This window comes from Pseudolysinimonas sp. (assembly GCF_057350545.1).
This window is the reverse complement of record NZ_JBMRCP010000025.1, coordinates 1-11,757: the sequence shown is the minus strand read 5'-3', so window position 1 is coordinate 11,757 and position 11,757 is coordinate 1. Positions and strand designations below refer to the sequence as shown.

The 11,757-nt window shown below is 69.9% G+C and carries 14 protein-coding genes and 1 pseudogene; 6 read left to right on the top strand and 9 right to left on the bottom strand.

The window, feature by feature from the left end:
• Nucleotides 1-193: hypothetical protein (locus ACO1X9_RS03345; protein ID WP_486349410.1), on the bottom strand; the 193-nt coding region annotated here is incomplete at its 3' end.
• Here ACO1X9_RS03345 and ACO1X9_RS03340 point away from each other — a divergent pair.
• From ACO1X9_RS03340 to ACO1X9_RS03330, 3 genes and pseudogenes are all read left to right on the top strand, one after another.
• Nucleotides 101-397 (top strand): annotated as a pseudogene (locus ACO1X9_RS03340) (AI-2E family transporter); the annotation flags it as partial. The gene ACO1X9_RS03345 and the pseudogene ACO1X9_RS03340 overlap by 93 nt on opposite strands.
• 28 nt (nt 398-425) lie before the next feature.
• Nucleotides 426-983, top strand: a complete 558-nt coding sequence (locus ACO1X9_RS03335; RefSeq protein WP_486349409.1) for a GNAT family N-acetyltransferase — start codon at nt 426-428, stop codon at nt 981-983.
• A 43-nt stretch (nt 984-1,026) separates the two neighbouring features.
• The gene (locus ACO1X9_RS03330) at nt 1,027-2,184 is read left to right on the top strand and encodes an enolase C-terminal domain-like protein (RefSeq protein ID WP_486349408.1); all 1,158 of its coding nucleotides are present in this window, start codon (nt 1,027-1,029) and stop codon (nt 2,182-2,184) included.
• 3 nt (nt 2,185-2,187) lie between these two features.
• Here the strand turns inward: ACO1X9_RS03330 and ACO1X9_RS03325 are convergent, their stop codons facing one another.
• From ACO1X9_RS03325 to ACO1X9_RS03305, 5 genes are read right to left on the bottom strand one after another with little or no spacing between them, the layout of a single operon-like run.
• Nucleotides 2,188-3,549, bottom strand: coding sequence for an L-serine ammonia-lyase (locus tag ACO1X9_RS03325; RefSeq protein ID WP_486349407.1), 1,362 nt, complete (start codon nt 3,547-3,549; stop codon nt 2,188-2,190).
• 40 nt (nt 3,550-3,589) lie between these two features.
• Nucleotides 3,590-4,621: an NAD/NADP octopine/nopaline dehydrogenase family protein gene (locus ACO1X9_RS03320; RefSeq protein WP_486349406.1), complete on the bottom strand. Its 1,032-nt coding sequence runs from the start codon at nt 4,619-4,621 to the stop codon at nt 3,590-3,592.
• Nucleotides 4,622-4,623: 2 nt separating this feature from the next.
• Complete coding sequence (locus ACO1X9_RS03315; protein ID WP_486349405.1) at nt 4,624-5,397, bottom strand: amino acid ABC transporter ATP-binding protein; 774 nt, start codon at nt 5,395-5,397, stop codon at nt 4,624-4,626.
• Nucleotides 5,384-6,244: an amino acid ABC transporter permease gene (locus ACO1X9_RS03310; RefSeq protein ID WP_486349404.1), complete on the bottom strand. Its 861-nt coding sequence runs from the start codon at nt 6,242-6,244 to the stop codon at nt 5,384-5,386. Before ACO1X9_RS03310 ends, ACO1X9_RS03315 begins: the two co-directional genes overlap by 14 nt.
• Nucleotides 6,237-7,124, bottom strand: a complete 888-nt coding sequence (locus ACO1X9_RS03305) for an ABC transporter substrate-binding protein (protein ID WP_486349403.1) — start codon at nt 7,122-7,124, stop codon at nt 6,237-6,239. Before ACO1X9_RS03305 ends, ACO1X9_RS03310 begins: the two co-directional genes overlap by 8 nt.
• Before the next feature lie 157 nt (nt 7,125-7,281).
• Between ACO1X9_RS03305 and ACO1X9_RS03300 the strand changes: the two genes are divergently transcribed.
• Both ACO1X9_RS03300 and ACO1X9_RS03295 read left to right on the top strand, forming a co-directional pair.
• Nucleotides 7,282-8,421, top strand: a complete 1,140-nt coding sequence (locus ACO1X9_RS03300; protein ID WP_486349402.1) for an NAD(P)/FAD-dependent oxidoreductase — start codon at nt 7,282-7,284, stop codon at nt 8,419-8,421.
• 37 nt (nt 8,422-8,458) lie between these two features.
• Nucleotides 8,459-9,205, top strand: a complete 747-nt coding sequence (locus ACO1X9_RS03295; RefSeq protein WP_486349401.1) for a helix-turn-helix domain-containing protein — start codon at nt 8,459-8,461, stop codon at nt 9,203-9,205.
• A 4-nt stretch (nt 9,206-9,209) separates the two neighbouring features.
• Here ACO1X9_RS03295 and ACO1X9_RS03290 read toward each other — a convergent pair whose 3' ends face one another.
• Together ACO1X9_RS03290 and ACO1X9_RS03285 are read right to left on the bottom strand one after the other, a co-directional pair.
• Entirely contained in the window at nt 9,210-9,422 is a 213-nt protein-coding gene (locus ACO1X9_RS03290; RefSeq protein ID WP_486349400.1) for a dihydrofolate reductase family protein, read from the bottom strand.
• Nucleotides 9,380-9,760 carry a dihydrofolate reductase family protein gene (locus ACO1X9_RS03285; protein WP_486349399.1) on the bottom strand — a complete coding sequence of 127 codons (381 nt, stop codon included), beginning with the start codon at nt 9,758-9,760 and terminating at the stop codon, nt 9,380-9,382. The genes ACO1X9_RS03290 and ACO1X9_RS03285 overlap by 43 nt, the downstream gene beginning before the upstream one ends.
• Nucleotides 9,761-9,860: 100 nt before the next feature.
• Here ACO1X9_RS03285 and ACO1X9_RS03280 point away from each other — a divergent pair, with 100 nt between their 5' ends.
• Nucleotides 9,861-10,460 (top strand): TetR/AcrR family transcriptional regulator, encoded by a 600-nt coding sequence (locus ACO1X9_RS03280; protein WP_486349398.1) that lies wholly within the window; start codon nt 9,861-9,863, stop codon nt 10,458-10,460.
• A gap of 147 nt (nt 10,461-10,607) precedes the next feature.
• On the opposite strand, the gene ACO1X9_RS03275 is transcribed toward ACO1X9_RS03280, so the two are convergent.
• A partial coding sequence (locus tag ACO1X9_RS03275) for a DUF7507 domain-containing protein (RefSeq protein WP_486349397.1) occupies nt 10,608-11,757 on the bottom strand: 1,150 nt, incomplete at its 5' end.

Sequence of the window (11,757 nt, the reverse complement as noted above, 5' to 3'; positions counted from 1 at the left end):
TGTGCAGGGGCTGCAGGAAGTTGCCCCCGAGCTGGTTGTCGAGCACGACGACTCCGACGACGAGCAGCGCGTTGACCCAGTCGTTGGCGACGAGGGCGACGCGCTGCTCGTCGTCGGAGTGGTCGTGCTCGTCAATCAGCTCGAAGGCAACTTCCTGCAGCCCGTGCTCATGGGACGGTCGATGAAGCTCCACGCGTTCGTCATCCTCGTGGCCCTCACCGTCGGCGCGGCGATCGGCGGCGTCATCGGCGCCGTGCTCGCAGTCCCGATCACCGCGGCGGTGTGGGGCGTCATCCAGGTGTGGGACGGGCCCGACCTGCCGGCCCGCTGGGCACGCCGCAAGACGCCACGCGGGGAACCCGCGGTCGCCCGCTCCACGCGCGCCCGCCGGGCCTGACCAGCCGGGTGCGCCAGAGTGTGAGGCGATGTCCTTTCTCACGCTCCCCGAACTCCAGGTCTCGCCGCTCGGCACGGCCGACGTCGACGCGTTCGTCGCCTACCGCCGCGTGCCCGAGGTGGCCCGGTACCAGAGCTGGATGATCGACTACTCGGTCGACGACGCCCGGGCGCTCGTCGCGGCGCAGGCGGGGCAGGAGTTTCCGGCGGTCGGCGAGTGGATGCAGTTCGGCATCCGGTCGCCCGACGGCGCGCTGCTCGGCGACGTCGCCGTGCACCGGCTCGACTCCCAGCCCGACACCTTCGAGCTCGGCGTCACGATCGCCCCGCACGCTCAGGGGCGGGGTCTCGCGACGACCGTGCTGCGCGCCGTGACCGAGCACCTCCTCGACGTCCGCGACGCCCACCGGGTCTACGCCGAGTGCGACACCCGGAACGCGGCCATGAAAGCGGTGCTCGCCCGGCTCGGTTTCCGCCACGAGGGCACCGCGGTGGATGCCGACTGGTTCAAGGGCGAGTGGACGACCGTCGAGACGTGGGCGATGCTCCGGCTCGGCCGGGGGGTTCCGGCTCGCGGAACCGAGTAGGACGCACGCCTGCGCGTCGGCATTCTGGTCGTCGGAGGCCCACATGAATCCGTCCGCAACCGCCCCGCTCGCCGCCGACCTCGTCGAGGCCGAGGTGCTGACGATCACGTCGCGACTGGTCGCCCCCTACCGGCTCTCGGGTGGCGAGATCACGACGCACACCGCCGTGGTCGTGCGACTGGTCGACGGGGACGGCGCCGTCGGTTGGGGCGAGGCAGACGCACTCGGTGGATTCACGGGTGAGACTCCGCGGAGCATCCGGGATGACCTCGTCGAGAGGATGCTCCCCGCACTGCTGGCCCACCGCGTCCCGTCTCCCGCCTTCGCCGACACGCTGCTCGACGACCTCGTCGAGCCGCGGCTCAACGCGAAAGGCGCGATCAGCATGGCCCTGCTCGATCTCGCCGGCAAGCGGATCGGTGTGCCCGCGTCGACCCTCCTCGGCGGTGTGCAGCAGACGACGTTCCCTCTGCTGTGGCCGCTCAGCAATGGCAGCGCGTACGAAGACATCGACATCATCGACGAACGCCGTGCCGCCGGCTACCGCACGTTCGGGCTGAAGATGGGAAGCGCTCCACCCGACGACGAGCTTGCACGCCTCGCCGCTCTCGGGGAGCGCTACGGCGACGACATCATCCTGATCGGCGACCCCAACCAGGGCTGGACCCTCGACGAGGCGCGCTCCTTCCTGGCCTCGGAGAACTCGCAACGTCTCGCCTTCTTCGAGCAGCCGATCCACCGCGACGACCTGGCGGGGATGGCGGAGCTCGTGCGTGCTTCCGGGGTGCGCATCTCGGCCGACGAATCGGTGATCACGCTCGCCGACGCAGGACGCTTCGCCGCCGCCGGGGCCGCTGACGTCTTCAGCATCAAGAGCACCAAGAACGGTGGACCGCTGAGGGCGCAGCGGATCGCCGCCGTCGCTCGGGCGTTCGGCATCGAGTGCTTCTTCAACTCGATGATCGAGTTCGGGATCACCCAGGCGGCCTCCCTCCAGCACGCCGTCACGGCCTCGGGCGTCGTGGATGCCGGGCAGGCGTTCATGTCCACGCTGCGGCTCGTCGACGATCCCACGGACTTCGCGACCAACATCCGCGACGGCGTCGTCACGCTGCCCGACCGGCCGGGCCTGGGCATCGAGGTCGACGAAGCCCGGCTCCGTCGGCTCGCCGACGAAATCGTCGTCGTCGGGCGTCCCTGACCGTCAGCACTCGACGACGTTGACCGCGAGTCCGCCGAGCGAGGTCTCCTTGTACTTGGCGAGCATGTCGTTGCCGGTGTCGCGCAGGGTCGCGACGGCCTGATCGAGGCTGACCCGGTGCGTTCCGTCGCCCGCCATCGCGATCCGTGCCGCGTTGATCGCCTTGACCGCTCCGATGGCGTTGCGCTCGATGCAGGGGATCTGCACGAGACCGCCGACCGGGTCGCAGGTCAAGCCGAGGTTGTGCTCGAGACCGATCTCGGCCGCGTTCTCGACCTGCTGGGGCGATCCGCCCAGAAGCTCGCACAGCGCGCCGGCCGCCATGGCGCACGCCGAGCCCACTTCCCCCTGGCACCCCATCTCGGCACCGGAGATCGAGGCGGTGGATTTGATGACGGCGCCGATCGCGGCCGCCGTCAGCAGGAACCGTCGAATCCCCTCCGCGGAGGCCGTGTCGACGAAGCGCACGTAGTAGTGGAGCACGGCCGGGAGGATCCCCGCGGCGCCGTTGGTCGGTGCCGTGACGACGCGGCCGCCCGCGGCGTTCTCCTCGTTCACGGCCATCGCGAAGACGTTCACCCAGTCCATGACCGTCAACGGGTCCGCGGTGTCGGCAGCCTGCAGACGCCGGTGCAGTCCGGGCGCCCGACGCTGCACGCGGAGCCCGCCGGGCAGTTCGCCCTCGTTCTCGCACCCGGCGGCGACGCACTCGCTCATCGCCTGCCAGATCGCGTCGAGGCCCTCATCGATCTCACCGTCGGTGGCGACCGTCCGCTCGTTCGCACGCACGACATCGCTCACGGCGAGCCCGGTGCTCTCGCAGATCGCAAGGAGTTCCGCGGCGGTCGAGAACGGATGAGGCACGGCTCCGAGCCGATCCCCCCGGGCCTCGGCGTCGCCGTCGCGTTCGATGAATCCGCCCCCGATCGAGTAGTAGGTCTCGATGGCGAGTACGGCGCCGTCGGAACCCCAGGCGGTGAAGGTGAGCGCGTTCGGGTGGCGAGGCAGACGAGTGAAGCCGGCGAACACGAGGTCCTCACCCTCCACGAACGGCACCGGATGCCGGCGCAGCAGCGTGACGCGGCCGGTCGCCCGTACCTCCTCGAGCAACGCGGGGACCTGGGCCACCGACACGGTCGCAGGGTCCTCACCGGTCAGCCCGAGGATGACCGCCGTGTCGGTCGCGTGGCCGCGCCCCGTAGCGCCGAGCGACCCGAAGAGCTCGATCCGGAGACGAGTCACGGACTCCAGGCCGTACGCCTCGAGTCCCTCCGCGAACCTGCGGGCCGCGCGCATAGGGCCCACCGTGTGGGACGACGACGGGCCGATGCCGATCGAGAACAGCTCGAATGCGCTCACCGTCATGTGCTGACCTCCCTGTGCCGTGGGCTCGGATCCCGCGGCGTCAGAATTCGATACCCGCCGAGACGTGCTCGGGAGCCAAACGTTCGAAGAAGGTCTGCACGAGCTGGACGTCGTCGGAACCCAGTGAACGTCCGACGAGCAGCTCCGCGAGTCTCACGACCGCGGTCATCGTCTCGACCCCGACCCCCAGCGATTCTCCGATCCCGACGAGCGGTGCGAGAGTCGTCTGCACTTCGTGCACAAGGTAGCGATGCTCCAGACTCGCGGGCAGCGGGATCGACTCGTACGGCCCGAAGGTGGTGATCATCTCGCGGAGATCGGCGCCGCGCATCCCCTGATCCCGATAGTGCACGTCGAGCATCTCGCGAAGTGGCAGCACGTCGAGTTCGAGAGCCGACGCGATCTGCAGGCGCTCGGCGTCGAGGGCTTCCGCGAGCCGCGCGACCGCGGGCGTGTAGGCCTCCCGGTACAGACCCATCGGCACGCCGAGTTCGACGTTCGCGGCGTTCACGATCATCGGCGGGACGTGGATGAACGCGTTGGCCGCGGACAGCACGGTGCCCAGCACCGACGTCACGCGCAGGCCGGGCACGAGTTCCCGCAGGGCGGCCTCGGCGGAAGGTGTCGGAGTGCCGAAGAAGCCCGCGGCGAGCTCGCGCTTGCCGACGGTGCCGGCGACGGAGACGCCATCGGCGCGCACGAACGGGAATCCGCTGAGGAGCGCGAACCGACCGCCGTCCAGCCCGTGGCTGCGGATGAAGTCGGCGAGATCTGTCGCACCCCGTACCCCGCCGCCGATCACGACGACGAGCTCGGGATCGGACCACTCGAGGATCGCCTCGATGTCGCCCGACGGGGACCGGCCCTCGGCGCTCAGCAGCACCGCATCCGGCAGGCTCCCACCCTGGAGCGTCGTCGAACGAGCCCCGGCCACGAGGGCGAGCTCGACGTGGGTCGTGTCCGGTTCGATACCCACGGGTCCCGCGACCTCTACGCCGACGCCTTCCATCACGGACAGGGCGGCCGCGGCCACCCCCAGCGGCAGACCGTCGACGACGACGAGCAGTTGCACGATCAACCCACCTTCGAGAAGAACTGGCGGGCCCGATCCGTCGTCGGGTGATCCATGACCGTGGCCGGGTCGCCGGACTCGACGATCGTGCCGCGGTCCATGTAGACGAGCCGGTCGGCGACGGACCGGGCGAACCTCATCTCGTGGGTGACGATGACCATCGTCATCCCACCCTCCGCGAGTGCCTTGATCGTCTCGAGCACCTCGCGCACCAGCTCGGGGTCGAGCGCACTCGTCGGCTCGTCGAAGAACATGACGTCCGGCTCGAGCGCGAGCGCACGCGCGATCGCGACCCGCTGCTGCTGCCCGCCGGACAGCTCACTCGGGTAGCGGTGAGCCTTGTCGCTCAACCCGACCGTCTCGAGCAGCGCGAGAGCCTTCTCCCTCGTCCCCGCGTCCCGCCGACCCTGCGCATAGCGGGGGCCGCTCAGCACGTTCTGAAGCGCCGTCATGTGCGGGAAGAGGTTGAACGACTGGAACACCATGCCGAAGTGCGCACGCTGCCGGGTCGCGACCTGCTCCGCCACCCGCACGAGCCGGCCCTTGCGCACCTCGGAACCGAGAAGCTCGCCCCGGTACTCGATCGCCCCGCCGTCGATCTCTTCGAGCAGACCGAGGCACCGCACGAGCGTGCTCTTGCCCGAGCCGGACGAGCCCACGACGGCGACGACCTCACGCTCGTGCAGCTCGAAGTCGACCCCGTCGAGGGCGACGAAGTCGCCGAACTTCTTCACGATCGAGGTGCCGCGAAGCACCACCTGGTCAGGTCCTGACATCGAATCCCCGTCCGAATCGCTTCTCGAGTTGCCGCTGGCCGATCATGGCGATGCTCGTCAGCCCGAGGTACCAGATCACCGCGACCGTGAGGAGCGGGATGGTCTCGAACGTGCGCGAGTAGATGAGCTGGGTCGTCGTGAGCAGCTCGACGAACCCGATGACCGACACCAGCGAGGTGTTCTTGAACATGGTGATGAGCTCGTTCGCCATCGGCGGGATGATCACGCGGATCGCCTGCGGGACGATGACGACCCGCAGCGTGCGGACCTTCGACATCCCGATCGCACGGCCAGCCTCCCACTGTCCGGGTGGCACCGAGATGAGGCCCCCGCGGATGATCTCCGCTGTGTGTCCGCCTACGAAGAAGGCCAGGCCGATGACCGCCGCCGACCACCGGTCGAGGATCGACTTGGTGTCGATCTCCCAGAAGACGATGTCGGTGAACGGGATGCCGATCGCCAATGACGGCAGCAGTGCCGAGGCGAAGTACACGAACAGCAGCGCGACGAGCGCCGGGGTGGCGCGGACGAACCAGATGTAGAGGAACCCGAACGCGCGGAGCACCGGGTTGCGAGACATCCGCATGCTGGTCAGCACGATGCCGACCGCGAGCCCGGCCGACGTGGAGGCGAGCGTCAGCAGCAGCGTGTTGCCGACGCCGTTGAGGATCTGGGGATTGAACAGGTAGCGGGCGACGACGTCCCATTTCCAGTTCGGGTTGAGCACGAAGAAGCAGAACGCGGCGAACGCGGCCAGGGCGGCCACGCCCCACCAGAGGTACCTGGTGGGACGCGGCCGCGCGTGGACCGTCAGGTCCGCGGGGAGCTGCAGGGAACGATCAGGCATCGGCCAGGTTGATCGGGAACGTCGGCAGGACGTCGTCGGTCATGCTCCACTTCTCGGCGAGGTCGGCGTAGGCGCCGGTCTCGACGAGGTGCAGCAGCGCCGCCCGGAACGCGTCGACGAGATCCTCGCGGTCGGCCGGGAAGCCGATGCCGTAGCGGCCGAAGTAGTCCTGGCCGACGATCTCGTAGAGCTCGGGGCTCTGCGTGACGACGTACGACGCCCCCGCCGAGTCGACGAACGCGACGTCGTCGTCTCCGTTGGCGACACCGAGAAGCGTCGCGTTGAGGTCCTGGTACGGCACGCCGTTGATCGCGGGTTCGCCCGCCGCGACGCAGGCCGCCGAGTTCTCCTCGGTGGTCGACTGGGTGAGCGATCCGCGGGCGAAACCGACCGTGCGCCCGCACAGGTTCATCGGGTCGTTCGCGTCGATGCCCGAGCCCGGGTCGGCGACGTACGAGATGCCGGCTTGCGCGTAGTCGATGAAGCGCAGCACCTCTTGGCGGGCCGGGAGGTCGCCGAGCGAGATCAGGATGTCGAAATCGCCCGACTCGATCCCCGGGATCATCGCGTCGAACGAGGCGGTCTCGAAGGTGATGGTGAGCCCGAGCAGTTCGCCGGCGGCGGTGAGCTGCTCGACCGAGAATCCGGTCAGCTCCCCGTTCTCGTCGACGAACTTGATCGGCGGCACGTCGGGGTTGACGGCGACCAGGAGCTCGCCGCGCTCGGCGATGTCCTCGGGGACGAGGGCGACGAGTTCGTCGATCTGCGTCTCCTCCGGGGCTGCGGGCGTGTCGGTCGTGCAACCGGCGAGCGCGAGGGCTGCTGCCGCGATGCCGACCGCTGCTGTGGTGCGGATGGCTTTGGTGCAAGAGAACTTCACTCGGGATTCCCTTCGTCAGGGCCGCTCGTCGTCGTGCGGCGTGAGCAGTCTCGGCAAGCGTCGGCGACCCGGCAAGTCGATTCCGGCTGCCGGAACGATCGATCCCGTCTCCCGGAATCGCATGTACGCGCGGTGCGTGAGAAGGCATCCTGACGGGATGACCGCTACACAGAAGGTCGCCGTCATCGGCGCCGGGATCGTCGGAACACTCAGCGCCCTGGAACTCGTCAGCCGCGGCTGCGACGTCGTGCTCATCGGCACCCGGCCTCCGCACGGAGCGAGCTGGCGTTCGTTCTCGTGGATCAACTCCGCGGCGGACGCTCCCGCCGCGTACCGCCAGCTGCGCGCCCTCGGCATGGCGCGCTACCAGGAGCTCGCGCAGACCTCCCGGTTCGCGTCCGCGATCCGCTTCCCCGGCATCCTCGCGTTCGACGACCCTTCGCAGGCGGCTGAAGGCATCCAGGGCTACTCGGGGATCGAGTCGCCTTCGCTCACCTACGACCGCGTCAAGGCGGAGGGTGGAGCGGTCGAGCTGCTGACCCGCGCGCAGGCTGCCCGGCTCGAGCCGCTGCTCGCGCCGGACGCGCTTCCCGACGACGGAATCCTCTGGACGGCTAACGAGGGGTGGGTGGATCTGCCGACGATCATCGGCGAGGCGACGACGCAGTTCCTCGAGCGGGGCGGGCACCTCGTGCTCGACGACGCCGGGGCGAGCCTCGAGATCGAGAGAGGTCGCGTCACGGGCGCGCGGCTCCCCGACGGCAGCGTGGTCCGGGCCGACCTGGTGCTGGTCGCGGCCGGCGCTCAGTCGCCCACGCTCGTGGAGGCGTCGTCGATCCGGATCCCCGACGACAGCCGACCCGCCGTGCTCATCCGCACCCGCCCGGTCGCCGCGAGACCCCGTCGGATGCTGCGGGCGCCGCGCGCCTCCGTCCGCGCGGACGAGGGCGGCCGCCTCGTCGTGCAGTCGCTGTGGGTCGAATCACAGGCGTCCTACGACGGTGAGCAGGTCGCCGTCGGCGACGACGTCATCCGCGCCGTCCTCGACACCGTCGGGGGCTACTACCGGCATCTCGGCGTGCTCGAGGCGGAGGTCGTCGGAACGGGGCTGCGCCCCGTCCCCGGCGGCGGGCTGCCCGCGGTCGGACCCGTCCCGGGGCTTCCGGGCGCCTACCTCGCGTTCACGCACAGCGGCGCGACCCTGGCTCCCGCGCTGGCGGCTCTCATCGCCGACGAGCTCGCCGATGCGACGCCCACGCCGCTGCTCGCCGCGTTCCGTCCGGAGCGATTCGCCTGAGCGGCCAACGCGCACGGTGAATGGCTAGCGTGGAACGATGGATGGGCGGAGTCACCTCGAACGCGGTCTGACCGTGATGGAGAACATGGTGCCCTCCTCGACGCTCAGCGAGATCGCCTCGCGCAGCCGCCTCCCGCGGAGTACCGCCCATCGGATCGTCCACGACCTGCGCTGCCGCGGCTGGCTCGTGCAGAACCCCGACTCGACCTACTCACCGGGCTGGCGCTGGCGGAGCGTGATCGGCGAGATCCGTCCGCTGCCCGAGCTGCGGGTCGCGACCCTGTCCGAGCTCCGGCAGCTCGTCGACGTGACGGGGTGGTCGGCGCTCTTCGTGCTTCACAACGGCGGGAACCCGCGCGTGGGAGCCTCGCTCGCACCCTCGCACGCCGTCCCGGCACCCGCGAAGGGGACGCTCCTCGACACCCGTAATACGGCCGAGGCGATCATCATGAAGGCGATGATCGGCGAGAGCGCCCGTTCCGGGCTACCCGCGGTCGTCGACGACGAGGATCGCGTCCTCGCCCGGGCACGTAAGCGCGGCTTCGCCGTGACGCGCACGCGCGCCGCGCACGCCCAGAGCGACGTCACGGGCGTACGCATCGCCGCGCCGATCATGGACAGGGACGCGGCCCCGCTCGGAGCGCTCGTCATCTACTCCGCGGGCACCGAGGTCTCGGAGTCGAGTGCGCGCGCCGGCCTCGCGGAACTACTGCCTGCGGCCCGCCGACAGTCGGCCTCGTTCTCGGATCCGCGCGTCGTCGACGCCGACACCGTGCCCGCGTAAGCCACTACGCGGGCTCCTTCACGACGCGGTAGATGAGGTGCGTCTCGCTCGCGAACGCCGACGTGTGGAGGCGCTCGAGATCGACGCGCATCCCGAGCCCGCCGAAGAGCGAGATGCCGTCGCCGAGCAGCACCGGCACGACATCCAGGTGCAGTTCGTCGACGAGCCCGAGCTTCAGGCACTGCCGCGAGACGCTGCCCCCAGGATGCTGACCCACTTGTCGCCGGCCGCCTGCGTCGCGAGGTCGACCGCGTGCGCGATGTCGTCGACGACGAACGTGTAGGTGCGGTCGCCCTTCACGATCGGATCGTGCGGCGTGTGCGTCATGAGGAAGACCGGCACGGGCGGGTTGCCGCCGTACGGCTCCTGCCCGTCGTCGACCGTCTGGGCCTTGTTCGCTCCCCCGACGACGGCGCCGAGGTTCTCGAGCACCTTCTCGACGACGCCGTAGTCGTCGGGCGCCGTGGGGAAGTCGAACATCCACTCGACACCCCCGTCGGGGTCGGCCATGAAGCCGTCCAGGGTGATGGTCGCGTGCACGATGACCTTCGACATCGGTCCTCCTCTCTAGTGGTGAGTCGGTCGGCTCACCACTAGACGGTAACCCGACGAGCAGAGGTGAGTCAAGTGGCTCACCTCATGGCAGACTGAGGTGGTGCCGCGCGAACTCTCGGACTACCACCGCACCGTCGCCGCCACCAACCGTGCCGCGATCCTGGATGCCGCCGCCGACCTGTTCCTCGAGTCCGGCTACGACCGCACCTCGCTCGCCCGCGTCGCCGAGCGCGCAGGAGTCTCGAAGGCGACGCTGTTCAAGCAGTTCCCGACGAAGGCCGAGCTCTTCGAGGCGACGGTGCTCGCGGCCGGCGGCTCGCCCGGGCGCGACGTCGACCTGCCCGGGGGCGACTTTCTCGCGAGCCTCCTCACACTCGGTCTCGCGTACGTCGAGGTGCTCAACCGTCCGCGCATGGTCGGTCTCATGCGCGCCGTGATCGCCGAGTCGGCCCGTTTTCCCGAGCTGCGCGAGCGCACGTTCGACTTCGGCACCCTCCCCGTGCTCGCCTCCCTCCGGCGCTACCTCCGCGACGAGGGGGTCGCCGACGTCGAGACCGCGGCGACGCAGTACCTCGGGATGATCGCCTCCGCCGTCTTCTGGCCGCGCCTCGTGCACGGCACCTGGTCGATCACCGAGGCGCAGACCCGCCGCGCCGTCGAGGAGGCCGCCCGCACGATCACCGCCCGCTTCGTGGGTTGAGTAGCGCCCGCCGCAGGCGGACGCGTATCGAAACCGGGCACCGCAGACCTGGGGGTTTCGATACGCGTCGCGCTGCGCGCGGCGCTACTCAACCCGCGGCGATGCGTAGTGCGGTTTCGATACGCGTCGCGCTGCGCGCGGCGCTACTCAACCCGCGAGGGGGCGACGCCGGTTCCCGCCGACGACGAGCACCAGACCGCCGAGCAGGGTCACGAGGGCGGCGGTCGGCAGCCACCGGGGGATGTTCGTCCCCGTCGCTGCGAGCCCGCCCGACACGCCGGAGCCGACGGCGACGATCGCCGTCGAGTCGGTCGAGGTGACGCTCACCGGCGCGCCACCGAGCGCATAGGTCGCGAGCGCCTCGGCGGTGTTCGAGATCCGGGCACCGCGGGCGTCGGCGTTCACGACCGTGTAGTCGGCCGTGCACGTCGTGCGATCGGTCGGGGCGAGCGTCGACACCGGGCACGTGACCGCGCTGAGGGAACCGGCGCCCGTGAACGCGGTCTCGTCGATGGTGAGCCCGTCGAGTGTGACGTTGCCGTTGTTCAGTACGAGGAACTCGTAGCGGATGACATCCCCCGCTCGATCGACGCGCGTCACGTCCGCCGTCTTCACGAGGGTGAGCGCCGGGGCGAACACGACGGTGACCGAGACGGTCGACGTCGGCGGCGTGGGGATGGCCGCCCCGCTCGGGTCGTCGCCGGTCACCGTCGCGGTGTTGTCGATCGCGCCGGCGTCGATGTCGTCCTGGGTCGCCTGGTAGGAGGCGGTGCAGGTCATGTCGTCATCCGGCGCGAGCTCGGTCGCGGGGCAGACGATCGCCCCGAGCGCACCGCTGCCGCTGAAGGCGGTCTCCTGCACGTCGATCGCGTCGATCGTCACGTTGCCGTCGTTCGTCACGAGGAACGAGTAGGTGATCGTCTGGCCCTGCGACCCGATCGTGGTCGGCAGCGCCGACTTCACGAGGTCGAGCGACGGCAGCTGCGTGACGGTCACGGTCGCCGTGGACGGAGCGGAGTCGACATCCGCGCCGTCGAATCGCGCTCGCGCGATCGCGGTGTTCTCCACGGAACCCTGATCCATGTCGGCCTGGGTGACCGGGTAGTCGACGGTGCAGAGCGTGTCAGCACCCGGGGCGAGGGTCGTCGCCGAGCACGAGATCGTCGGCAGCACCGTGCTCCCGGTGAACGACTGTTCGACGATCTCGAGCGAGCCGAGCGTCACGTTGCCCGTGTTCTCGACGGCGAAGCGGAACTCCACGACGTCGCTCGTCGCGTCGACCGTCGTCGGGTCGACG